We start from the raw sequence: 21,703 nt of genomic DNA, 5'->3' as shown, positions 1-21,703 counted from the left end.
TTGACAGCGGCAAAAACCGGCTCGTATCATCTCGCATTGATCGATTAATTTGGAATTTGATTCCATAAAATAGAATTATCGAGGCGGCCGACAACCGTCCCGCAGCAGCACCCGCAGCAACCACTCCCGTGCACGCAAGGCCAGGTCCATCGTCGAGCGCGCCGGCACGCAAAGATCATCGAAAGACCAGGAGGTGGTGGTATGAAGAAGCTGATTGTGGCGGCGCTGTTCGCCGTTCTGCCCAGCATGGTGGGCGCGCAGCAGGCGCCCAGGGGAACCATGACTATCGTCAATCCATTCACGGTAAGCGGACTGACCGACCTGGTCGCCCGCATGGTGGCCGAGAAAGCGCATGCCAAGTTTCCCGACGGCGTGGCGGTGGTGAGCAGGCCCGGCGGGGGCGGGTCGATCGGCATCGCGTCGGTGGTCAATGCGCGGCCCGACGGCAGCAGCATCGGCTTCACGCCCACCGGCGCCGTGGTCGATGCGCCGCAGATGATGAAGGGCCTGGCGTACAAGACGCCCGATGACATCGATCCCATCATCAATGTGTTCTCGTCGTACCAGATGCTGGCGGTGCGCGGCGACGCGGACTGGAAGACGGCGCAGGATTTCATCAAGGCCGTGCGCCAGTCGCCCGGCAAGTACAGCCTGGGCCACACGGGCAACGGTACCGCCTCGCACCTGAACATGGCGCAGCTGGTGCAGGCCGCCAAGCTGAACGTGCTGGAAGTGCCGTACAAGGGCTGGGCGCAAAGCAGCGTGGCGCTGCTGGGCGGGCATGTCGACGCCATCGTCATCAATGCCGGCGAGGGCCGCGCGCTGGTCGACGAGGGCCGCCTGCGCATCCTGGGCGTGTTCCAGGCCCAGCGCGTGCCCTACCACCCCGACGTGCCCACCTTCAAGGAGATCGGCTACGACGTGGGCGTGGGCCTGAAGTTCTTCTTCTTCGGCCCCAGGAACATGGACGCCGGCGTGAAGCAATACATCCACGACGCCTTCAAGCAGGCCATGCAGAACGACGATTTCAAGAAGTTCATCGCCTCGCGCGAAGTGGAAGTGGATTACATGGACGGCGCCCAGACCAAGGCCATGCTGTGGTCGGAGTACAAGCAGCACACCAAGCTGCTGGACTCGCTGGGTTTGCTGGCAAAGCAGTGATGCACGGTTACCTGGAGGATATTCATGGCTAGCATCAAGGGGTTGCGGGAAGTGGCGTATTTCGATTGCGCCGGCGGGGGGCAGGTCTACGTGCAGGGCAACTACGCCTACATCGCGCACATGGACGCCCCGGCGGGCACGACGATCGTGGACATCAGCGATCCGCGGCATCCGCGGCAGGTGGCGCACATTCCCATTCCGGACGGCGTGCACACGCACAAGGTGCGCGTCGAGAACGACCTGATGCTGGTCAACTGGGAGTGTCCGCCGCCGTACATCCTGGGCGAGAACTTCCAGGGCGGCCTGGCCATCTATGATGTGTCGGATCCCACCAATCCGCGCCAGATCTGTTTCTGGAAGACCGCCGGCACCGGCGTGCACCGCTTCGACTTCGACGGCCGCCACGCCTATATCACGCCCGAGGTCGAGGGCTATCACCTGAACATCGCGATGATCCTGGACCTGGAGAATCCGGCCAAGCCGCGCGAGGTGGGGCGCTGGTGGATGCCGGGCCAGTGGGTCGCGGGCGGCGAGACGCCCGACGAAGGCTATCGCATGACGTGGTGCCACCAGGTGCTGCGACGCGGCAACCGCCTGTACGTGGCGTACTGGCACGGCGGGATGGTCATCCTCGATATCGAGGACATGAGCAAGCCCAAGCTGGTGTCGAAGTTCGCGTACAGCCCGACCTTCGCGCACCCCACGCATACCGTGCTGCCGCTGCCGTTCGAGCTGGCCGGCCGCAAGATCGCCATCGTGGCCGACGAGGACGTGCGCAAGGTGCGCCCGTCGCCGCCGCCGTTCATGTGGCTGTTCGACATTACCGACGAAACCCAGCCGGTGCCGATCTCCACCTACCAGATCGAAGAGCTGATGGACAAGAACATGCCCGAGTTCACGGGCTGCCACCAGCCGGCCGAGCAGGTGTACGGCACCGAGATCCCGGTGGCGTGGTTCGCCAAGGGCCTGCGCGTGGTCGACGTGAAGAACCCGCACGCGCCGCGCGAGGTGGCGCACTTCGAGCCGGACATCCCGGGCTTCGACCGGGCGCAGACCAACGACGTCTTCCTGACCAAGGAGGGGCTGATGTACATCATCGACCGCAACCGCGGCATGCACATTCTCGAGCGCATCTGAGGAGGAGGGCAGTCATGTCGGAAGCCACGCGCAAGGTGCCGGTGACGGTGTTGACGGGACACCTGGGGGCCGGCAAGACGACCCTGCTCAACCGCATCCTGACCGGCCAGCACGGGCGCAAGTATGCCGTGATCGTCAACGAGTTCGGCGAGATCGGCATCGACAACGATCTGATCGTGGAATCCGACGAGGAAATCTACGAGATGAACAACGGCTGCATCTGCTGCACCGTGCGCGGCGACCTGATCGGCATCCTGCACAAGCTGCTGCGCCGGCCCGGCCGCTTCGACGCCATCGTGGTGGAAACCACCGGCGTGGCCGATCCGGCGCCGGTGGTGCAGACCTTCATGATGGACGAGGAGGTGCGCGAGAAGACCGAGCTGGACGCGGTCATCACCATGGTCGACGCCAAGCATTTTCCGCTGCGGCTGGCCGACAGCCAGGAGGCCGAGGACCAGATCGTCTACGCCGACGTGGTGCTCATCAACAAGGTGGACCTGGTGTCGGCCGGCGAGGCGGACCAGGTCCAGCGCCGGGTGGCGGCGATCAATCCGTACGCGGCCTGCCACCGCGTGCAGCGCGCCGAGATCGACCTGGCGCGCATCCTGTCCATCGGCGCGTTCGACCTGCAGCGCTGCGTCGAGCTGGAGGCGCGGGCCGCGCCGGCCGGTTGCGGCCATGAGCACGAGCACGACGCGCATTGCCAGGGCGGGACCGACCACCACCACCATCATCACGAGATCTCGGTGATGTCGGTGTCGCTGCAGGCCGGCGCCCTGGATGGGCGGCGCTTCTTTCCCTGGATACACAGCCTGGTGGAAAAGCAGGGGCCGGACATCCTGCGCATGAAGGGCATCCTGGCGCTCGATGACGACGCGCGCCGCTACATCATCCAGGGCGTGCACATGATCGTCGAGGGCGAGCACCAGCGCGCCTGGCGCGACGACGAACCGCGCGCCAGCAAGCTGGTCTTCATCGGCCGTGGCCTGGACGCCCAGGCGCTGCGCGCCGGATTCGAGGCGTGCAGATCGCAATGAAGATGCTCAACCGCCTGGACCTCGGCGTGCCGTGCCTGCGGGCCGGGTTCGCCGGCGAACAGGCGTTTTTCCTGGCGATGGACGGCCGCCTGCACGTGCAGCAAGGCGACCAGCGCCGCGTCGTCGCGCTGCATGACGGCGATGTGCTGTCGGCGTGCGCGGCGCCGGGCCAGGCCGATGCGGCCGCCTGGCTGCTGAGCGCGGGCGAGGACGGGCGCGTGATGCGGGCCGGCGCGGGCGAGCCGGACTGCGTGGCCAGCGTGCCGAACAAATGGGTGACGGCGCTGGCCGTGGCCGCCGATGGCGCCCTGGCCTACGCCAGCGGACGCACCGTGTGGCTGGCCGGGGGCGGCGGGGAGGCGGCGGCCCTGCCGCAGGAGCGGCCCGTGCAGGCGCTGCGATTCAGCCATGGCGGACGCTGGCTGGCCGTTGCCGGCTACGACGGCCTGGCGCTGTACGACCGCCAGGCCGGCGGCGAGCCGCAGCGCCTGGACTGGAAAGGCATGCCCACGCGGGTGGCGTTCTCGCCGGACGACCGTTTCGTGCTGGTGGCCACGCGCGATGCCGTGCTGCATGGCTGGCGGCTGGATACCTTGCGGCATTTCCGCATGGTCGGCTATCCGCGCGCGGTGGGCAGCTGGTCGTGGCTGGCCGGCGGGCAATGGCTGGCCACCGACGGCTCGGCCGGGGCGGTCCTGTGGCCGTTCGAGGGAGAGGAAGGACCCATCGGCAGTACGCCGCTGGCCCTGGGCGAGCGGCCCGACGGCGAGGTGAGCGCGGTGGCCTGCCATCCGGCACGGCCCTGGGTCGCGGTCGGCTACGCCGACGGGCTGATGGTGCTGGAGAGCACCGACGGCGCGCTGCGGCGCATACTGGGGCAGGCCGGGCGCGACCGTGTCGCCTGCCTGGCCTGGGATCGGGCCGGCGCGCGGCTGGCCTATGGCACGCCATCGGGGGCGTGCGGCGTGATCCAGGCCGATACGGGCGAGGAGGGCTGAACATGTGCGCGGAAGTGGACTATGAAGACCGCGGCACCTATCGCAAGGTGCCGCCGCCATCGGAGGCGCTGGTCGAGCGCACCCGCCAGGTGGAGGCCGGCATGCCCGGCGAGCGCGTGCCCGAGCAGGCCTGGGGCACGTTCTTCGCGGTGTCGTGCGGCGTGATGGACATGGGCAGCTTCCAGCGCATGTTCGAGGCGCGCCGCATCGCCTTGTCGTACCTGGCGATGCAGCGCGCCCGCTATGCGCGCCGGCACGGCGGCGGCACCGGGCTGCGCTGCATCGGCGATTGACGGGCCGAAGTGGGAGACGATTCCATCTTGTAGAATCCGCTATCCGGACACTGAGCATCGGCGCGCGGCATGGCGCGCTGCGGGATCTTATGGGAAAGACACTGGTCAAGGGTTTGCATTTGCTCGAGCGGCTGGCCGCCAGCCCCGAGCCCATGGGTATTACGGAACTGGCCGCCGATCTCGATCTGGTGCAGAGCAACGTGCATCGCCTGCTGCAGACGCTGATGGAAAGCGGCTATGTGCAGCAGGACGCGCTGACGCGCCGCTACCGCTGCACCATGCGCTTATGGGAGATGGGCACGCAGATCGCCGACCGCATGGACCTGTCGCGCATCGCCCGCCCGCACATGCAGGCGCTGGTCAAGCAGAGCCAGGAAACCGTGCATCTGGCCATCCTGGACGGCGCCGACGTGCTGTACATCGACAAGATCGACAGCCCCCAGCCGGTACGCTCGTATACCCGCGTGGGCGGGCGTGCGCCGGCTTATTGCACCGGCACCGGCAAGATGCTGCTGGCCTATTGCGATGACCTGGCGGCCGCGCTGCCGGCCAAGCTGGTCAAGCATACCGCCCGCAGCATCGCCAGCCACGCGGCCCTGAAGGCCGAGCTGCGGCGCGTGCGCGAGGAGGGATTCTCCGAGAACGCAGGCGAATGGCGCGAGGACGTCTACGGCATGGGCGCGCCGCTGTTCGACGCCACCGGCAAGGTGTCGGCGGCCATCGGCATTTCCGGCCCGCTGGCGCGCATGGACGCCGCCGTGGTGGCGCGCGTGCGGCCCATGCTGCAGGAGACCGCCCGCATCATCTCGCGCGAGCTGGGCTACCGGGGGTAGGGCATGCCATCCGGTGCCTGTCCCCGCGGGACAGATACCGTCTTGGCCATCAAGCGCCGATGGCGTACGGCAGTGTGCCTGTCCCAGCGGGGACAGGCACACGCACTGACAGACGCCATGAAATCTTGCAGGCGCCAGGCCCCAAGCAGGGGCCGGCTCCAGAAGCGAATCCTTGCGTGAAGGCGGGCGTGCCCGATGCGCCCGTCGTCCATGCGGCACGCGCGCGATCCCCTCATGAACAAGCACCCGACGCGGGAATGCGCCATGGCGCGTCCGCGCGCCGGCTCGCGCCCACGAAAAGGGAAAACCCGCATTGAGGCGGGTTATTTCAATCATCTATCATTATATTGTGATTCATATAAATTGCAATGCAATTCATTGATGGGTGGAAGATGTTGATCAGTGCCAGGACTTTGCGCGGCATCATCACGGCCACGCCCACCCCGTTTACGCGGGAAGGCGGCGTGGATCGTGAGGTGCTGCGATCGCATATCGAGTTCCTCATCGGCCGGGGCGCGGCCGGGCTGGCGCCGCTGGGCGGCACCGGCGAGTATCCCGCCCTCTGCGCGCGGGAGCGCGCCGACGTGGTGCGCTGGACGGTGGAGGCGGCCCGGGGCCGCGTGCCGGTCGTCGCCGGCGTGCTGGCCACCGGCTACGAGGACGCCGTGCAGGCGGGCCTGGCGGCCAGGGAGGCCGGCGCCGACGCGCTGATGGTGGTCACGCCGTATTACGCGCTGGCCGGCGACGCAGGCGTGCGCGCCTATTTCGAGCGCTACCGCGCGGCCGTGGACCTGCCCATCGTGCTGTACGAGATTCCGCGCCGCACGAACGTGGAGCTGCGCGCCGAAACCATCGCGGCGATGGCCGGCGACGGGACCATCGTCGGCATCAAGTACAGCGGTTCCGATTTCGCCAAGCTGACCCGCCTGATCCACCTGGCCGGCGACACGCTGGCCGTGCTGTCGGGCGAAGAGCCGTTGTTTCCCGCCGCGGTGGCGCTGGGCGCGGTCGGCGGCGTGCTGGCGATGTCCAACCTGGATCCGGCGCCCTGGGCGCGCATCCAGTCGCTGGTCGAGTCCGGCGAAATGGCGCAGGCCTTGCAGTTGCATCACCGCCAGGGCGCGCTGGCCGATGCGGTCTATTCCGAAATGAACCCCGTGGGCCTGAAGGCCGCCCTGCAACTGAAGGGCTTCGCGTTCGGCGAGGCGCGGCTGCCGTTGCAGCCGGCCGGCCCGCAAACCCTGCTGCGCCTGCAGCAGGCATTCGAAGCACTGGAGTCCTGAATGAATACGATCTCCGACAGCGCGGCCGTTGCCGCCGGGCGGCGTGTCGCCGCGCGCATGGCGCGGGTGACCACATCCAAGATCTACCTGGCCATCGCCAAGGTGGCCGATATGCAGGCCCAGGGAATGCAGGTGGCATCGTTGACCGCCGGCGAACCCGATTTCGACACGCCGGCGCACGTCATCGAAGCCGCCGTGCAGGCCATGCGCGGCGGCGATACGCATTACACGCCGGTGCGCGGTTCGCTTGCCATGCGGGAGGCGGTGCGCCAGAAGTTCCAGCGCGAGAATGGCCTGGCGTTTCGCGACGAAGAGGTGATGGTCGGGACCGGCTCCAAGCAGGTCATCGCCAACGCCCTGGCCGTGACGCTGGAGACCGGCGACGAAGTGCTGCTGCCGGTGCCGTACTGGGCGGCCTATACCGGCATGGTCTACGCCGCCGGCGGCGTGCCCACGTTCGTGGGCACCCGTGCCGAGGACGGCTACAAGCTGACGCCGCAGGCCCTGCGCGCGGCGCTCGGTCCACGTACCCGCTGGGTGATCCTGAATACGCCGAGCAATCCTTCGGGGCTGGTCTACGGCAGCGACGAGCTGCGCGCGCTGGGCGAGGTGCTGCGCGAGCGGCCCGACGTGCTGATCCTGACCGACGAAATCTACGAGCATCTCAACTACACGGCCGAGCCGCCGGCGTCGCTGCGCAAGCTGTGCCCGGACCTGGCCGAGCGGATCGTGGTGGTCAACGGCGTCTCCAAGGCCTATGCGATGACGGGCTGGCGCCTGGGTTTCGCGGGCGGCCCGGCCGACATCATCGAGGCCATGGCCAACCTGCAGGCGCAGACGACGCTGGCGCCATGCTCGATCAGCCAGGCTGCCGCGGTGGCCGCGCTCAATGGCCCGCGCGAATCGATCGATGCGATGGCGGCGGCCTACCGCCGCCGCCGCGACCTGGTCATGCAGATCGCCGGCGGCCAGCCCGGCGTGCGGCTGCAGCGCCCGGACGGCGCGTTCTACGCCATGCTGGACCTGTCCGAGGCGCTGGCCGGCGGCGAGCGCTTTCGCGGCGATCCCGAGCCCGACCAGGCCTTCTGCGAATGGCTGCTGGAGACGCGCCACGTGGCGGCGGTGCCGGGGTCGGTGTTCGGCGCGCCGGGTTCGGTGCGGATTTCCTTCGCGACCGACGAGCAGACCATAGAACGGGGCCTGACCGGCCTTCTGGACGCGGCGGCGCATTGCTAGCCGCGCTTTTCATCGTGCAGCGACTGTGATTGAAAACACGGGCGGCCGCATACCAGGCCGTCCATCCAACGGGGAGTTACAGACATGAATGCAGTGATCCGCAAGATGCCCGCCATGCTCAAGTGGCTGATGGCCGTTCCGCTCGCGCTGGGCCTGGCCCACGCCCATGCCGAGACCGTGCTGGAGAAGGCCCGGGCCAAGAACGAGATCCGGATCGCCACGTCCGACTCGCTCAAGCCCTGGGGCTACATGGACGACACCAACAAGCCCATCGGCTTCAATCTGGATGTCTCGCGCGAGATGGGCAAGCGCATGGGGTTCGGGAAGGTGACGTTCGTGACCGACTCGTACAAGAACTTCATCTCCGGGCTCAACGCCGACCGCTACGACATGGTGGTGGCCATCCTCACGCCCACCGAGGAGCGCCGCAAGTCCGCCGATTTTTCCAATCCGTACATGGTCGTGTCGAAGAATATCTTCGTGCGCGACGACAACACCTCCATCCGTTCGCTGGAAGACCTGGCCGGCAAGCGCCTGGGCGTGGCCGCCGGCACCACCGACGAGGCGTGGGCGCGCCAGCATGTCAAGGACGCGCAGATCCGCGTGTACGACAACTTCTTCCTGGCTCTGCAAGATCTGGCCATCGGCCGCGTGGATGCGCGCATCACCGACCGCGTGACCGGCATGACGGCGGCCAAGGAAGGGCGCTTCCCGGTCAAGATCGCCGGCCCGGACCTGTCGCAGGACATCGGGGCTATCGCCTACAAGAAGGGGCAGGACGATCTGGCGGCCATCGTCAACAAGGTCATCCAGGAAATGGTGGATGATGGCTCGCTGAACGAGATCTCCCGCAAGTGGCTGGCCGGCATCGAGATGGGCGAGGAGCTCAAGAAGCTGCCCAAGGACGCGCGATGATCGAATTGCTGCACAAGGCGGCGCCCATCATCCAGGGCGCCTTGCTGATGACGCTGCTGCTCGGCCTCAGTTCCGCGGTGCTGGGCACCGCGCTGGGGCTGGTGCTGGCGTTGTTCCGGCTGTCGCCGGTCGCGCCCTTGCGCTGGCTGGCGTTCTGGTATGTGTCCATCTTTCGCGGCACGCCGCTGTTGCTGCAATTGCTGCTGATCTATTTCGGCCTGCCGCACTACGGCATCGAGCTCGAGCCGGTGCCGACGGCAATCCTGGCCTTGTCGCTGTGCTCGGCCGCCTACCTGAGCGAGAATTTCCGCTCGGGCATCCTGGGCGTGGACCGTGGCCAGATCGAGGCGGCGCAGTCGCTGGGCATGGGGGCGGCGCGCAGCCTGTTCCGCATCATCCTGCCGCAGGCGATCCGGATCGCCGCGCCCACCATGGGCACGCGCTACATCGCGCTGATGAAGGACACGTCGCTGGCCTCGACCATCACCGTGGTCGAACTGACCAAGATGGCCGAGCAGGTCGGCTCCAATACGTTCCGCTACATGGAGATGTTCATCATCGCCGGCGCGCTGTACTGGGTGATCAACCAGATGCTGACGTTCATCCAGGTCTGGGTGGAGAGCAAGCTGGGCAAGGGGGTGGCATGATGCAACACGACCAAGCAGCCGGGGCGCCGGTGGTCCAGGTCGAAGGGCTGCGCAAGTCCTTTGGCGCCAACGCGGTCCTCAAGGGCGTGGATCTGACGATCCGGCGCGGCGAGGTGGTGGTGGTGATGGGGCCGTCGGGTTCCGGCAAGACGACCTTCATCCGCAGCCTGAATTTCCTCGAAGTGCCGGACGAGGGCGCGATCACGATCTGCGGCACGCAGGTGGCGGTGCAGGCCGGCGCCGGCCTCAAGCGCGAGCAGCGCCGCCGGGTGCGCGAGATCCGCCAGAAGACGGCGATGGTATTCCAGTCGTTCAACCTGTTCTCGCACATGACGGTGATCAAGAACATCATCGAAGGCCCGGTACAGGTCAAGGGCGCAGCCAGGGACCAGGCCATCGAGCAGGCGCGCGCGCTGCTGCGCCAGGTGGGACTGGCCGAGAAGGAGAACGAATACCCCAGCCGCCTGTCCGGCGGCCAGAAGCAGCGGGTCGCCATTGCGCGCGCGCTGGCCATGAAGCCCGAAGTGATCTTCTTCGACGAGCCGACCTCGGCGCTGGATCCGGAGTTGCGCGACGAAGTGCTCAGCGTCATGCGCAAGCTGGCCGACGAGGGCATGACCATGGTCGTGGTGACGCACGAAGTGCGTTTCGCGCGCGACGTGGCCGACCGGGTGATCTTCATGGAGGGCGGCGTGGTGCTCGAGGATGCGCCCTCGGCCAGCTTCTTCGATGCGCCGGCCAGCGAGCGCATCCGGCAATTCCTGCGGAGGGTGCAATGACGGCCGGCGCGCGGCCCGGCTGGGCCGCCGATCCGCTGGTCGAGGCGGTCGGGCGCGAGACGGGCGAGCTCATGCGCGGCATCCGCCATGACCTGCACGCCCACCCCGAACTCAGCTTCGAGGAGCATCGCACGGCCGGCCGGGTGCGCGCCTGCCTGCAGGAGTGGGGCATACCGGTGCTCGACGGGCTGGGCGAGACGGCCGTGGTCGGGGTGCTGCGCGCCGGGGGCGGCGGGCAGGCGATCGGCCTGCGCGCCGACATGGACGCCTTGCCGATTCACGAGACCAATACGTTCGGGCATGCGTCGCGCCATGCGGGCCGCATGCATGCCTGCGGGCATGACGGCCACACGGCCATGCTGCTGGGCGCGGCGCGGTACCTGCAGCGCCATCCCGACTTCGACGGCACGATCTACCTGATCTTCCAGCCGGCCGAGGAGAACGGCCGCGGGGCGCGCGCCATGATCGAGGCCGGGCTTTTCCGCGACCATCCCATGCAGGCGGTATTCGGCCTGCACAACTGGCCTGGCCTGGCGGCGGGCAAATTCGCGCTGACGGCCGGGCCCATCATGGCGTCGTCCTCGCGCGTGAAGGTGACATATACCGGCAAGGGCGGCCACGCCGCCCTGCCCGAGCAGGCCATCGATCCGGTGGCCGCGGTGGCGGCGCTGCACCAGGCGCTGCAGACGGTGGTGACGCGCAATACCGCCGCGCACGACAGCGTCGTGCTGTCGATAACGCAGCTGGGCGGCAGCGACAATCATTGCGTCATTCCCGACCAGGCCTGGCTGGCGGGTTCGTTGCGCACCCTGTCGCCAGCGGTGCTGGAACGGACCTGCGCGCGCATACGGGACATCGCCCAGGGCGTGGCGGCGGCGTTTTCCTGCGCGGCGCGGATCGAGATCGAACACGCGGTGCCGGCCACCATCAACGACGCCGGCGCCACGGCGCTGTGCCGCGACGCGATCGTGCAATGGCTGGGGCCGAAATGGTTAAATGACGGGTTCATCCCGACCATGGGGGCGGAGGATTTCGCCTTCATGCTGCAGGCATTGCCCGGCTGCTACCTGATGCTGGGCAATGGCGGCGGGCGCGAGGGTGAAACGGCGACGGTATGCGGGTTGCACAACCCCGGCTATGACTTCAATGACGAGATCGCCGCCGTCGGCGCCGCCTATTGGGTCAGGCTGGCCGGCCATTGCCTGCCCCGCGGCGGGGCGGGCCCGCTGGCATAGCGCCGGCTACCCGGCCTGCGGAACACACTGCCGCGCCTGGACAGGGCGGCATTCGGAATTTTGGAGGGATCTATGGCGTCCAAGAAGGCCGCTGGCGAGGCGGACAAGGATCATCTGTTCGTCAATAGCGTGGCCAAAGCCTTTCGGTTGCTCGAGGCGTTCGACAAATCCAGGCCCATGAGCGGCTTTTCGCAGGCCGCGCGCGAGATCGGCATGGAAAAGAGCGCCGCCCAGCGCGCCGCACACACGCTGTGGCGGCTGGGCTACCTGGACAAGGTGGGCCGCGACGGCGAGTACCGCCTGTCGCGCCGCTGCCTGGACATCGGCCAGCGTTATCTCGAGACCAATCGTCTCGTCGTGTGCACCAACCCGTACCTGAAGTTCCTGCGCCGCAAGACCAACGCCTCGGTCAACCTGGCCATGCTCGATGGCACGGACACGGTCTTTCCGGTGCGCTATACCAGCCAGGAAATGCTCAACAACGACCTGGGCGAACGGGCGCGCATTCCCGCCTACTGCACGGCCACCGGGATAGCCATCTTCTCGGCCATGCCCGACGAGGCGGTGCGCGAGGTGCTGGAGCGCTCGGATCTCAAGCCGCTGATGCCCAACTCCATCTGGCAGATGGACCGCATCATGGAGCGCGTCGAATCGGCGCGCCGCGACGGCTACGTGCTGGGCGTGGAAGAGGATTTCGCCAGCGACATCACCATTGCCTGCCCGATCAGCGACCCCGCCACGGGCGACGTGGCCGCCATCGGCGTGTCGTATTCCAGCGAAGTGACGGCGGTCGAACAGGTGGTGCAGGACTGGTGCCCGCTGGTCATGTCGACCGCGCGCGAGGTCACCGCCCGGCTGGCCGAAAGCTGATGGCCGCCCCTGTCCCAACCCTTTCCGGAGATCCGCCATGACCGCTGCTTTCGCATCCCTGGGCCAGACCATCGTCGAGCAGGCCGCCCGGCTTGCCAGCCACTCCGACATGGAAGGCGGCCTGACCTGCGCCTACCTGACGCCGGCGCACCGCGCGACGCAGGCGCAGCTGGCGCAATGGATGGAGGCCGCCGGCATGGCGGTGCGCATCGACGCCATCGGTAACGTGATCGGCCGCTACGCCGCCGACCCCGCCGTGCCTGCGCCGCGCGTGCTGATGACCGGCTCGCACTTCGACACGGTGCGCGATGGCGGCCGCTATGACGGCCGGCTGGGCATCCTGCTGCCGGTGGCGGTGGCCGGCGCGCTGCGCGATGCCGGCGTGCGGCTGCCATACCACCTGGACGTGGTCGCCTTCGCCGAAGAGGAGGGCCTGCGCTTCAAGACCAGTTTCCTGGCCAGCGGCGTGCTGGCCGGCAGCTTCGATCCGGCGCTGCTGGCGCGCCAGGATGCCGATGGCGTGACGCTGGCGCAGGCCTTGGCCGCAAGCGGCCTGCCCGGCGCCGGCGACCCCGCGGCGCTGCGGGCCGCCGCGCTGGATCCGGCCACGCTGCTGGGTTTCGTCGAAGTGCACATCGAGCAGGGCCCGGTCTTGCTGCACCACGGGCTGCCGCTGGGCGTGGTGACGCAGATCGCCGGCAGCAGCCGGTTCATGGCCCGCGTCGAGGGCATGGCCGGCCATGCCGGCACCACGCCCATGAACCTGCGCCAGGACGCGGGCGCGGCCGCCGCCGAGATGGTGCTGCTGGTCGAGTCGCGCTGCAGCCAGGTTCCGACGCTGGTGGGCACGGTGGGCCAGTTGCAGGTGCCCAATGGCTCGGGCAATGTGATCCCGGGCGTCTGCCAGTTTTCCATCGATATCCGTGCCGCCGAAGATCCGGTGCGCGAGGCGGCGGTGGCCGACGTGCGCGCGGGCATCGAGCAGATCGCCCGCCGCCGCGGCGTGCGGGTGAGCCTGGACGCGGTGCCGCCGGTGGGTAGCGTGCCGTGCGCGCGCTGGCTGATGGACCAGTTCGGCGCCGCGCTGTCCGAGGCGGGCCTGGCGGTCCATGAGCTGCCGTCCGGCGCCGGCCACGACGCCATGGTGATGCAGCGGATCGCCGACGTGGCCATGCTGTTCGTGCGCTGCGGCAATGGCGGCGTCAGCCACAATCCGCTGGAGACGCTGTCCGCCGAGGACGCGCAGCAGGCCGCCGAGGTGTTTGCCGCTTTCCTGCGCCGCTTCGCGCCGCGCGGCTCAGGCCGCTAGGCGGCGGCTTCGATCCAGCGCGCCCAGCCCAGCAGGGCGGCGTCGCCGCCATGGCTGCCCGCCAGCTGCATGGCCAGGGGCAGGCCGCGCGGGTCGGCGCCGTTGGGCAGGCTCAGGGTGGGCACGCCCAGCAGCGACCAGTTGCGGTTCAACAGCGAATCGCCCGAGGACGCGATGCCGGCGGGCGCGGCGCCCAGCGCGGCCGGGGTGACGATCAGATCGTAGTCGGCCCACAGCTCGGCGTAGGCGCGGCGCGCCCGCCGGGTGCGCTGCCAGGCGGCCCGCAGGGCGTCCGGCGAGCAGGCCTGGCCGGCCTCCAGGGCGGCGCGCAGCGCCGGGCTCAGTTGCTCGCGATGCTGCCGGTACTCATGCAGCAGGGCGCGCGAGGCCTGCTGGTTCATGATGTCGCGCTGGTCCTGGTACAGCGGATGCAGCGCCGGCAGGTCGGGCACCTCGGCTACGCGCGCGCCGTGCCGTTCGAGGCGGCGCAGGCGCGCCAGCAGGGCGTCGCGGCTGCGCGCGTCGATGCGCTCCCAGTGCGGGGTGCGATACAGGCCGATGCGCGGCGCGGCCGACCCGGGCGGCGCGGCCGGCACGCCGGCCAGCACGCCGGCCAGCAGCTGGATGTCGGCCACGGCGCGGGCCATCAGGCCGACCGTGTCGAGCGATTCGGCCATCGGCTTGACGCCCGTGCGGTCGATCAGGCCGAGGCTGGGCTTGTAGCCGACGACGCCGCAGAACGCCGCGGGCCGGATGGTGGAACCGCCGGTCTGGGTGGCCAGCGCCGCCGGCGCCATGAAGTCGGCCACGCAGGCGGCCGAGCCGCCGGACGAGCCGCCCGGCGTGTGTTGCGGCGCGTGCGGGTTGCGGGTGGCGGGCGGGGCCGAGTGGGCGAATTCGGAGGTGGCGGTCTTGCCCAGGATGATGCCGCCGGCGGCTTCGATGGCCGCCACGCAATAGGCGCTCCAGGCCGGGCGGTGCCCCGCGTAGATGGGCGAACCATAGGCGGTGGGCATGTCGGCGGTGTCGATGATGTCCTTGACCGCGATCGGCAGGCCGGCCAGCGGGCGCCGCGGGTCGGGCCGGGCGCCGGCCATGGCGCGCGCCTTGCGCAGCGCGCCCGCGGCGTCGACCCAGGCCCAGGCGCGGATCTGCTCCTCGCGCGCGGCGATGCGGTCCAGGCAGGCCTGGACCAGGTCGACGCTGTCGCAGGCGCCCGCCATCAGGCGTTCGCGCGCCTCGTCCAGGCCAAGCAGGTGCAGGGGCTGCATGGCGCGGATCAGCGCGCCGCGGGCCGGTGCAGGCCGTGCCAGTGCCGGGCGATATCCAGGCGGCGGCACACCCAGACCCGCTCGTGCGCCGCGACGTGGTCGAGAAAGCGCGCCAGGCCGGCGGCCCGCCCCGGGTGGCCGACCAGCCGCATGTGCAGGCCGACGGACATCATCTTCGGCTGGGTGGCGCCTTCGGCGTACAGCATGTCGAACGAGTCGCGCAGGAAGGCGAAGAAGTCGTCGGCGGTGGCGATGCCGCTGCGCACGAACTTGGCGTCGTTGTGCGCCTGGGTGTACGGGATGACCAGGTGGTGGCGGTCGCCGGCGTCCACCCAGTAGGGCAGCTCGTCGTTGTAGCTGTCGGAGTCGTACAGGAAGCTGCCCTGCTCGAGCACCAGCTTGCGCGTATTCACGGTGGGCGCGTAGCGGCAGTACCAGCCGGCCGGCGCCTGGCCGGTGGTGCGTTCGATCGACGCGACGGCGCGCTGCATTTCCTCGCGCTCCTGCGCTTCGGACAGGGCCTGCAGCGGCGTCCAGCGCCAGCCGTGGCAGCAGACGTCGTAGCCGCCTGCGCGGATGGCCTGGGCCACCGCGGGATTGCGCTCCAGCGCCTGGGCGCAGGCGAAGAAGGTGGCGGTCATGCCGCGCTCGCGCAGCAGGCGCAGCACGCGCCAGATACCGACCCGGCTGCCGTACTCGAACATGGATTCGGCCGCCAGGTCGCGGCCCTGGAAGCTGCTGCCGGTGACTTCGGTGAGGCCGAGCTCGCTGCGGCCGTCGCCGTCCTCGAACGAGGCTTCGGAGCCTTCTTCGTAGTTGACGACGATATTGAGGGCCAGGCGGGCCTGGCCCGGCCATTGCGGGTCGGGCGGCGTGCTGCCGTAGCCGACGAAGTCGCGGCGGGTGAGTAGCGAGCGGTCGGTCTGCATCGTCATTCCTCGTGGAAGACAACCAGGGCGTCCTGGTCGAGTTCGGTGTATTCGGTGTCGTCGTCCCGGCCGGTCTTGCCCAGGATCACGGCGACCTGCGAATCCGTGTCGATGGCGGTGAAGGCATAGTGCCAGACGCCGGTCCGGTACGACACGCCCTGGCGGCCGTTGGTGACGAAGGCCCGCAGCGTCGGCAGCGCCAGGGCGCCGTCCGGTCCGGACAGGCCCACCACGACCACGTGGCGCGACGGCACCAGCGGGATGAAGGTTTGCGCCGAGTGCGGATGCCGCTCCAGCGTGCGCACCCGGATGCCATCGAGCGGCTGGCGGTGCAGGCGGTTGACGGTAAAGCCCAGCGTCACGCCCTGGCGCGCCGAGCCGAAGGGCGTGGACAGCGGCCGCTTGGCCGTGTCCCCGCGGTTTTCGACCACTTCGCCATACTGCGAGAAGGCGTCGGCGCTCAGTGTGCTGGCGGATAGATACATGGAAGACATACGTCGGGGATGGGCGTCAGAAGAGTCGGTTGGGCAGCCACAGCGCGATCTGCGGGAAGTAGATCAGCAGCGTGACGAAAACCATCATGGCGAAGGCGAACGGCAGCACGCCGATGTAGACGTCGCTGATGCCGCCGCGCGACAGGCGGATGTTCTGCGCCACGAACAGGTTCAGGCCGACCGGCGGGGTGATCAGCGCCAGCTCCATCATCATGGTCATGAAGATGCCGAACCACAGCGGGTCGAAACCCAGCGAGACGATCAGCGGCACCACCACGCCCACGGTGGTGACCATCATGGCGATGGCCTCCAGGAAGCAGCCCAGTATCAGGTAGAACGCCACCAGCACCCAGATGGTGGCGGTGGGCGACCAGCCGAGCTGGCCGATGTACTCGGACAGCGCCTGCGGGATGCCGGCCAGGCTGAGCGAGAAGTTCAGCACGAAGGCGGTGGTCACCACCAGCACCACCATGGCGGTGGTGCGCAGCGCCGACAGGAAGGCCGCGTGCAGCATGGCGACCGAAAGCGTGCGGTTGGCCGCGGCGATGGCGATGGCGCCCACCACGCCGAGCGCGGCGGCTTCGGTCGGCGTCGCGATGCCGAGGTAGATGCCGCCCATCACCAGGCCGAAGATGAACACCACCGGCAGCACGTCGATCAGCAGCTTGAGCCGCATCGCCAGGGGGATGATCAGTTTTTCGTTGTCCGGGGCGACCTTGCCCAGCAGGGCCATGATCACGATCACCGCCATCATCAGGAGCAGCACGATGATGCCGGGAACGATGCCGGCGGCGAACAGCTTGCCCACCGACACTTCGGCCAGCGCGCCGTACACCACCATGTTGATGCTGGGCGGAATCAGGATGCCCAGCGTGCCGCCGGCGGCGATCGAACCGAGCACCAGCCGTTCCCGGTAGCCCAGGCGCTGCAGCGTGGGCAGGGCCACGGTGCCGACCGTGGCCGAAGTGGCCACGCTGGAGCCGGAGGTGGCGGCAAACAGCGCGCAGGTGGCGATGTTGGTGTGCAGCAGGCCGCCGGGCAGCCACTGCAGCCAGGCCGCCAGCGCCTTGTACATGCGGTCGGCCACGCCGCTGCGCGTCAGGATCTCGCCCAGCAGGATGAACAGCGGGATGGCCACCAGCAGGAACTCGTTCATCGTGCTCCACATGGTGTTGCCTATCATGCTGGGCAGCACCTGCATGCTCATCCAGTCGCTGACCACCGCGGTCATGAAGATCGCGCTGGCCACGTGGATGCCGGCCATCAGGAACAGGACCAGGCCGCCGAAATAAAGGGCTCCGAGCAGCATCAGTGCGCTCCTTCGAGCTTGCCGGCCATGCGCTCGTTGGCCGAACGCAATTCCTCGGCGACCTCTTCGTCGACGCTGGGATTGCCGTAGTTGCGGTTGATGCCGCCCCAGTCGCGGCGCGCCAGCAGCAGCAGGGAGTGCAGCAGCTGCGTGGCCAGCACCAGGCCGAACCAGCACAGCGCGGCGGCCCACATGGCTTGGGGGATCGCCAGCGGCGTGCGCAGCGCGCTGGTGGCCAGCGCCTGCATCGAGTACGAGTCGTACGCCACCCCGGTGGCCTTGACCGCCAGGGTGAGCGCGACCGAGGTCAAGAGCGCCAGCGCGAACACATCGCTGCAGGCGCGCAGGCGCTGCGGCAGCAGGTCGGTCAGCACCGAGATGCGGATGTGCGCGCGGTCGTAGGCGGCCTGCGAGAAGCCGATGGAGGCGCAGATGGCCAGGCAGTAGCCGCCATACTCGTCCACGCCCTGCAGCGAGAAGCTGAAGATCTTGCGGGCCAGCACGTTCAGCGCTATGACCACCGACAGGGCGATCAGCGCCCACCCGGCCGCCAGGCAGGCCCGGTTGGTGATGGCCCGCAGGGCGCCGCACAGCAGTTCCAGAAGTCTAGTCACGATCGGTTCCTGGTGAATGCGGCGCGCCGCCCGGCCGGGGCGGCGCGCCAGGTCAGGTTGCGCTAGCGCGCGATGCCGGCCGCCGCGCCGATGGTGCGGAACCAGTCGTCGCCGCAGGTCTTGGAGAACTTCGAGCAATCCTCGATCCACATCGGCACGATCGAGGTCTTGAGCAGTTGTTTGACTTCGCGCACGTCGGCCTCGGTGGGCTCGACCAGCTGCATCTTGCCGGGCTTGCCGGTGCAGGGCTGCTTGCCGACGTTGCAGTTGATGCCGTCCTCGTGGCCCTTGCGGCTGATGTCCCACAGCGCGGTTTCGAGCTGCTTCATTTCGGCCGACAGGGCGGCCTGCTGGTCGGCCGACAGCTTGTCCCAGAAGGCGTTGCGCGCCACCTGCAGCACCACGCCGGCGCCGCCCAGCGGGATGGGGCTGAGCGAGTGCGCGACCTCGAACCAGTCGTTGCTGTTGCCATACTGGCTGCCGGTGATGGCGCAGTCCACCACGCCCTGCATCAGGCCCTGGTAGACCTCGGGGCCGGCCAGCGTGGCGCCGGCGGCGTTCAGGTCGGCCACCATCTTGGCGGTGTAGGTGCCGCTGACGCGCACCTTCTTGCCTTTGAGATCGTCCAGCGTCTTGATGTCGCCCTTGCAGTACAGGATCTGGAACGGGAACGACCACGCCGTCAGCAGCTTGGCCTTGAAGCGGTCGTTGAGCTCCTTTTCGAGGATGGGGCGGTAGGCGTCCAGGTTCTTCTGCAGCTGGTCGAAGTCGAACGCCGCGCCGGGCAGGTCGGCGCCCATCAGCACCGGCGCGTCGCCGCCCACGAAGCTGATCTGGAACGACACCACGTCGAACGCGCCGCTTTGCAGCGTGCGCAGCGATTCGAAGCCCTTCAGGCCCAGCTCGTCGATGGTGCGGAAGTTGGCCGAGAACGCGCCGTTGCTGCGCTTGGGCAGGTCCTTCCAGAAGGGCCGTTCGACCTGCTGCGATTGCGGCTGGTTGCCGTACCAGCCCAGCACGCGCATCTTGACCTCGTCGGCGCACGCGACCGACGACATCCCCGCGGCCAAGGCGAGCAGCGCGATGGACCGTTGCAGTATTGCCTTCATGATGAATCTCCCCCTGGGTGGCTGTATAGGTGTCATGGAGGCCCGAGGTCCTGCCGCCTCCTTGTTGCAGTTGAATTATGAATAGTCCGATGAAATAATCAATTATTAAATTTTGGATCATTTCTATAAACAGGACTTATAGTGAATCTGCGGCTGATCGAGATATTCCGGGCGGTGATGCAAAGCCACACCACGGTCGGCGCGGCCCGCGCCCTGCAGATTTCGCAGCCGGCGGTCAGCAGCGCGATACGCCAGCTGGAATCGCAAGTGGGGTTCACGCTGTTCGATCGCGTGGGCAATCGCCTGAGCGCGACCGAAGAGGCCAAGATCCTGTTCCGCGACTCGGAGTCGATCTTCCTGTTGTCCAAGGCCCTCAACCACACGGTCGAGGAACTCAAGAACGAGCGGCTGGGCCAGTTGCGCATCGTCGCCACGCCGCAGCTGGGGCATTCGGTGCTGCCGGCGGCCATCAATGACCTGCTCAAGCAGCGGCCCAAGGTGAAGGTGTTCTTCGACGTGCGCCGTTCGTACAACGTGGTCGAGATCATCGAGTCGCGCGCGGCCGACATCGGCTTTGCCATCGCGCTGGAGCCCGAGCTGGAGCAGAAGCTGCACATGCTGCCGGTGGCGCGCGTCCAGATGGTGTGCCTGGCGCCGGCCGACCATCCGCTGGCCCGGCGCAAGTCCGTCACGCCGCAGGACATCTCGCCGTATCCGTTGATCGGGCTGGAGCTGGGCTCGCGGCTCAGTCCGCTGGTGCTCAATGCCTTCAAGCAGGCCGGCACGCCTTACCGCACCGCGGTGGAGGTGCGCTATTCCGAGACGGCCTGCCTGCTGGCGCAGGCCGGCGTCGGCGTGACCGTGGTCGACCTGTTCTCGGCCATGGCCCAGGCCAGGCACGGCGGCGGGCTGAAGATCATCCCGTTCAAGCCGGCCATCGAGGTCGAGGCGTTCGCCGTCTCGGCCAAGAACCGCGTGCCGTCGCGTCTGGCGCTGCTGCTGGTCGAGGAAACGCAGAAATCCATCCGGCGCTTCCAGCCGGCCTGATCATTGCCTCGCGCCGCCGCGAGGGGGGATCGTGGCGCGCATCGGCGACAATGAAGGCCGGCGCGCCATCCGGCGCCGCCCTGTCGCCGAGAGCCCGCCCCATGAGATTGTTGCCGGCCATGGGCGCGCTTGCGCTGCTGCTGCATGCGCCCGCCGCGCCCGCCCAGGACTTCGACCGCCACGGCCACGCGCTGGTGCGCGACGCGCAGGGCTGGGTCTACATCGACCGCGCGCACCGCCCGGTGCTACGGCCTTTCATCTACGACAATGGCCCCGACTACTACGAGGAGGGGCTGGCGCGCTTCGTCGAGCACGGCAGGATGGGGTTCCACGATGAGGCGCTCAACATCGTCATCCCGGCCGAATACGATTTCGTGTTTCCGTTCCAGGGCGGCAAGGCCAGGGCGGGCATGGACTGCCGCGTGCAGCGCCACGGCGAGCACGGCTCGGTGAGCTGCCGGCGCTGGACGACGCTGACCAGGCCCTAGCGCGACTCCATCCAGTCGATGACCAGCCGCATGGTCCGCAGCACATGCTCGATCATCGCTTCGCGCGCGGCGGCGCCGTCGCGCCGCGTCAGCGCGGCAATGATGGCTTCGTGCTGCTGGATGTTCTCTTCCATCAGCCGCGGCGGCATTTTCGAGGCAAAGCCCAGCACGTCCGAGACGCTGCTGCTTTGCAGTTCGCTGACCATGTCCAGCAGCCGCTCGTTGTGGCTCAGTTCGGTGATGAGGTGGTGGAAGTCGAAGTTGTGCTGCAGCCACTCCGACCCGCGCTCGTTGCGCACCCGCGAGCGTAGCGTGCTGGCGTAGTGCTTCTGGTGCTGGGCGAGCAGCTTGAGATGCTTGTCCTCGATCCAGTCGACCGCCAGCCGCGCGGCCAGCCCCTCCAGCTCGGCCCGCACTTCGAAGGCCTCGCGGATGGCGCGCACCGAGGGAATGGCGACCATGGCCCGTCCGGTGTCGGTCAGCGAGATGGCGCGCCGCGCTTCCAGGAAGCGCAGGGCTTCGCGGATCGGGGTGCGGCTGGTTCCGAACTCGCTGGCCAGTTCGTACTGGCTCAAGCTGTCCCCGGGCAGATAGCGGCCGGACTGGATGCGCCGCAGGATCTCTTCCGAGATTTCCGTCGACGATCGGGTCTGGCTCTTGGGGGCGGATCTTGCGCTCATCGGTCTCGTTGTCTATGCGGGACAGCCGG

Annotated in this window: 23 protein-coding genes; 16 read left to right on the top strand and 7 right to left on the bottom strand. The window is 68.4% G+C overall.

From position 1 onward, the window contains the following. The first annotated feature begins 201 nt into the window (after positions 1-201). The 14 genes from EL288_RS20795 to EL288_RS20730 all read left to right on the top strand — a co-directional run bounded on the left by EL288_RS20795 (position 202) and on the right by EL288_RS20730 (position 13,733). On the top strand, positions 202-1,161 hold the full coding sequence (locus EL288_RS20795) for a tripartite tricarboxylate transporter substrate binding protein (protein WP_003808085.1): 960 nt from the start codon (positions 202-204) through the stop codon (positions 1,159-1,161). A 24-nt stretch (positions 1,162-1,185) separates the two neighbouring features. Continuing rightward, the gene (locus EL288_RS20790; protein WP_003808086.1) at positions 1,186-2,298 is read left to right on the top strand and encodes an LVIVD repeat-containing protein; all 1,113 of its coding nucleotides are present in this window, start codon (positions 1,186-1,188) and stop codon (positions 2,296-2,298) included. 14 nt (positions 2,299-2,312) lie between these two features. Next, positions 2,313-3,335 (top strand): CobW family GTP-binding protein, encoded by a 1,023-nt coding sequence (locus EL288_RS20785; protein ID WP_003808087.1) that lies wholly within the window; start codon positions 2,313-2,315, stop codon positions 3,333-3,335. After that, on the top strand, positions 3,332-4,333 hold the full coding sequence (locus EL288_RS20780) for a WD40 repeat domain-containing protein (RefSeq protein ID WP_003808088.1): 1,002 nt from the start codon (positions 3,332-3,334) through the stop codon (positions 4,331-4,333). Before EL288_RS20785 ends, EL288_RS20780 begins: the two co-directional genes overlap by 4 nt. 2 nt (positions 4,334-4,335) lie before the next feature. Continuing rightward, the gene (locus EL288_RS20775) at positions 4,336-4,626 is read left to right on the top strand and encodes a hypothetical protein (RefSeq protein ID WP_003808089.1); all 291 of its coding nucleotides are present in this window, start codon (positions 4,336-4,338) and stop codon (positions 4,624-4,626) included. Between the two features lie 89 nt (positions 4,627-4,715). Continuing rightward, positions 4,716-5,459 carry an IclR family transcriptional regulator gene (locus tag EL288_RS20770; RefSeq protein ID WP_003808090.1) on the top strand — a complete coding sequence of 248 codons (744 nt, stop codon included), beginning with the start codon at positions 4,716-4,718 and terminating at the stop codon, positions 5,457-5,459. A gap of 368 nt (positions 5,460-5,827) precedes the next feature. After that, on the top strand, positions 5,828-6,742 hold the full coding sequence (dapA, locus tag EL288_RS20765) for a 4-hydroxy-tetrahydrodipicolinate synthase (protein WP_331866624.1): 915 nt from the start codon (positions 5,828-5,830) through the stop codon (positions 6,740-6,742). After that, positions 6,743-7,978 carry a pyridoxal phosphate-dependent aminotransferase gene (locus EL288_RS20760; protein ID WP_003808092.1) on the top strand — a complete coding sequence of 412 codons (1,236 nt, stop codon included), beginning with the start codon at positions 6,743-6,745 and terminating at the stop codon, positions 7,976-7,978. It abuts the gene before it with no gap. Positions 7,979-8,062: 84 nt separating this feature from the next. Then, positions 8,063-8,893 (top strand): ABC transporter substrate-binding protein, encoded by an 831-nt coding sequence (locus EL288_RS20755; protein ID WP_003808093.1) that lies wholly within the window; start codon positions 8,063-8,065, stop codon positions 8,891-8,893. Next, positions 8,890-9,540: an amino acid ABC transporter permease gene (locus EL288_RS20750; RefSeq protein ID WP_003808094.1), complete on the top strand. Its 651-nt coding sequence runs from the start codon at positions 8,890-8,892 to the stop codon at positions 9,538-9,540. Before EL288_RS20755 ends, EL288_RS20750 begins: the two co-directional genes overlap by 4 nt. After that, positions 9,540-10,319, top strand: a complete 780-nt coding sequence (locus EL288_RS20745) for an amino acid ABC transporter ATP-binding protein (RefSeq protein ID WP_003808095.1) — start codon at positions 9,540-9,542, stop codon at positions 10,317-10,319. Before EL288_RS20750 ends, EL288_RS20745 begins: the two co-directional genes overlap by 1 nt. Then, positions 10,316-11,554, top strand: a complete 1,239-nt coding sequence (locus EL288_RS20740; RefSeq protein WP_015064559.1) for a M20 aminoacylase family protein — start codon at positions 10,316-10,318, stop codon at positions 11,552-11,554. The genes EL288_RS20745 and EL288_RS20740 overlap by 4 nt, the downstream gene beginning before the upstream one ends. Positions 11,555-11,626: 72 nt before the next feature. Next, the gene (locus tag EL288_RS20735) at positions 11,627-12,424 is read left to right on the top strand and encodes an IclR family transcriptional regulator (protein WP_003808097.1); all 798 of its coding nucleotides are present in this window, start codon (positions 11,627-11,629) and stop codon (positions 12,422-12,424) included. A gap of 37 nt (positions 12,425-12,461) precedes the next feature. Next, complete coding sequence (locus tag EL288_RS20730; RefSeq protein ID WP_003808098.1) at positions 12,462-13,733, top strand: Zn-dependent hydrolase; 1,272 nt, start codon at positions 12,462-12,464, stop codon at positions 13,731-13,733. Here the strand turns inward: EL288_RS20730 and EL288_RS20725 are convergent. The 6 genes from EL288_RS20725 to EL288_RS20700 all read right to left on the bottom strand — a co-directional run bounded on the left by EL288_RS20725 (position 13,730) and on the right by EL288_RS20700 (position 19,459). Next, complete coding sequence (locus EL288_RS20725; protein ID WP_015064557.1) at positions 13,730-15,004, bottom strand: amidase; 1,275 nt, start codon at positions 15,002-15,004, stop codon at positions 13,730-13,732. The genes EL288_RS20730 and EL288_RS20725 overlap by 4 nt on opposite strands. An 8-nt stretch (positions 15,005-15,012) precedes the next feature. Then, on the bottom strand, positions 15,013-15,939 hold the full coding sequence (locus EL288_RS20720) for an allantoinase PuuE (RefSeq protein WP_003808100.1): 927 nt from the start codon (positions 15,937-15,939) through the stop codon (positions 15,013-15,015). Beyond that, positions 15,936-16,418 carry an ureidoglycolate lyase gene (locus EL288_RS20715; RefSeq protein WP_225665729.1) on the bottom strand — a complete coding sequence of 161 codons (483 nt, stop codon included), beginning with the start codon at positions 16,416-16,418 and terminating at the stop codon, positions 15,936-15,938. The genes EL288_RS20720 and EL288_RS20715 overlap by 4 nt, the downstream gene beginning before the upstream one ends. 25 nt (positions 16,419-16,443) lie before the next feature. Beyond that, positions 16,444-17,736 (bottom strand): TRAP transporter large permease, encoded by a 1,293-nt coding sequence (locus tag EL288_RS20710; RefSeq protein ID WP_003808102.1) that lies wholly within the window; start codon positions 17,734-17,736, stop codon positions 16,444-16,446. Beyond that, positions 17,736-18,350, bottom strand: coding sequence for a TRAP transporter small permease subunit (locus EL288_RS20705; protein WP_003808103.1), 615 nt, complete (start codon positions 18,348-18,350; stop codon positions 17,736-17,738). Before EL288_RS20705 ends, EL288_RS20710 begins: the two co-directional genes overlap by 1 nt. Positions 18,351-18,412: 62 nt before the next feature. Beyond that, positions 18,413-19,459, bottom strand: coding sequence for a TRAP transporter substrate-binding protein (locus tag EL288_RS20700; protein ID WP_003808104.1), 1,047 nt, complete (start codon positions 19,457-19,459; stop codon positions 18,413-18,415). A 141-nt stretch (positions 19,460-19,600) separates the two neighbouring features. Here EL288_RS20700 and EL288_RS20695 point away from each other — a divergent pair, with 141 nt between their 5' ends. Next, the gene (locus EL288_RS20695; protein ID WP_003808105.1) at positions 19,601-20,506 is read left to right on the top strand and encodes a LysR family transcriptional regulator; all 906 of its coding nucleotides are present in this window, start codon (positions 19,601-19,603) and stop codon (positions 20,504-20,506) included. Between the two features lie 101 nt (positions 20,507-20,607). Next, on the top strand, positions 20,608-20,994 hold the full coding sequence (locus EL288_RS20690) for a WG repeat-containing protein (RefSeq protein ID WP_003808106.1): 387 nt from the start codon (positions 20,608-20,610) through the stop codon (positions 20,992-20,994). On the opposite strand, the gene EL288_RS20685 is transcribed toward EL288_RS20690, so the two are convergent. Next, positions 20,991-21,674, bottom strand: coding sequence for a GntR family transcriptional regulator (locus tag EL288_RS20685; RefSeq protein ID WP_003808107.1), 684 nt, complete (start codon positions 21,672-21,674; stop codon positions 20,991-20,993). The two genes, EL288_RS20690 and EL288_RS20685, sit on opposite strands and share 4 nt — an antisense overlap. Positions 21,675-21,703 lie beyond the last annotated feature (29 nt).

The organism is Bordetella bronchiseptica (assembly GCF_900636925.1).
Taxonomy (GTDB): Bacteria; Pseudomonadota; Gammaproteobacteria; order Burkholderiales; family Burkholderiaceae_B; genus Bordetella; species Bordetella pertussis.
This window is presented reverse-complemented; position numbering and strand designations above follow the sequence as displayed.

What these genes read in the sequence shown, in the direction of transcription:
- EL288_RS20795 (WP_003808085.1), top strand. Translation starts at nt 202, where the DNA reads ATGAAGAAGCTGATTGTGGCGGCGCTGTTCGCCGTTCTGCCCAGCATG.
- EL288_RS20790 (WP_003808086.1), top strand. Translation starts at nt 1,186, where the DNA reads ATGGCTAGCATCAAGGGGTTGCGGGAAGTGGCGTATTTCGATTGCGCC.
- EL288_RS20785 (WP_003808087.1), top strand. Translation starts at nt 2,313, where the DNA reads ATGTCGGAAGCCACGCGCAAGGTGCCGGTGACGGTGTTGACGGGACAC.
- EL288_RS20780 (WP_003808088.1), top strand. Translation starts at nt 3,332, where the DNA reads ATGAAGATGCTCAACCGCCTGGACCTCGGCGTGCCGTGCCTGCGGGCC.
- EL288_RS20775 (WP_003808089.1), top strand. Translation starts at nt 4,336, where the DNA reads ATGTGCGCGGAAGTGGACTATGAAGACCGCGGCACCTATCGCAAGGTG.
- EL288_RS20770 (WP_003808090.1), top strand. Translation starts at nt 4,716, where the DNA reads ATGGGAAAGACACTGGTCAAGGGTTTGCATTTGCTCGAGCGGCTGGCC.
- dapA (WP_331866624.1), top strand. Translation starts at nt 5,828, where the DNA reads ATGCAATTCATTGATGGGTGGAAGATGTTGATCAGTGCCAGGACTTTG.
- EL288_RS20760 (WP_003808092.1), top strand. Translation starts at nt 6,743, where the DNA reads ATGAATACGATCTCCGACAGCGCGGCCGTTGCCGCCGGGCGGCGTGTC.
- EL288_RS20755 (WP_003808093.1), top strand. Translation starts at nt 8,063, where the DNA reads ATGAATGCAGTGATCCGCAAGATGCCCGCCATGCTCAAGTGGCTGATG.
- EL288_RS20750 (WP_003808094.1), top strand. Translation starts at nt 8,890, where the DNA reads ATGATCGAATTGCTGCACAAGGCGGCGCCCATCATCCAGGGCGCCTTG.
- EL288_RS20745 (WP_003808095.1), top strand. Translation starts at nt 9,540, where the DNA reads ATGCAACACGACCAAGCAGCCGGGGCGCCGGTGGTCCAGGTCGAAGGG.
- EL288_RS20740 (WP_015064559.1), top strand. Translation starts at nt 10,316, where the DNA reads ATGACGGCCGGCGCGCGGCCCGGCTGGGCCGCCGATCCGCTGGTCGAG.
- EL288_RS20735 (WP_003808097.1), top strand. Translation starts at nt 11,627, where the DNA reads ATGGCGTCCAAGAAGGCCGCTGGCGAGGCGGACAAGGATCATCTGTTC.
- EL288_RS20730 (WP_003808098.1), top strand. Translation starts at nt 12,462, where the DNA reads ATGACCGCTGCTTTCGCATCCCTGGGCCAGACCATCGTCGAGCAGGCC.
- EL288_RS20725 (WP_015064557.1), bottom strand. Translation starts at nt 15,004, where the DNA reads ATGCAGCCCCTGCACCTGCTTGGCCTGGACGAGGCGCGCGAACGCCTG.
- EL288_RS20720 (WP_003808100.1), bottom strand. Translation starts at nt 15,939, where the DNA reads ATGACGATGCAGACCGACCGCTCGCTACTCACCCGCCGCGACTTCGTC.
- EL288_RS20715 (WP_225665729.1), bottom strand. Translation starts at nt 16,418, where the DNA reads ATGTATCTATCCGCCAGCACACTGAGCGCCGACGCCTTCTCGCAGTAT.
- EL288_RS20710 (WP_003808102.1), bottom strand. Translation starts at nt 17,736, where the DNA reads ATGCTGCTCGGAGCCCTTTATTTCGGCGGCCTGGTCCTGTTCCTGATG.
- EL288_RS20700 (WP_003808104.1), bottom strand. Translation starts at nt 19,459, where the DNA reads ATGAAGGCAATACTGCAACGGTCCATCGCGCTGCTCGCCTTGGCCGCG.
- EL288_RS20690 (WP_003808106.1), top strand. Translation starts at nt 20,608, where the DNA reads ATGAGATTGTTGCCGGCCATGGGCGCGCTTGCGCTGCTGCTGCATGCG.
- EL288_RS20685 (WP_003808107.1), bottom strand. Translation starts at nt 21,674, where the DNA reads ATGAGCGCAAGATCCGCCCCCAAGAGCCAGACCCGATCGTCGACGGAA.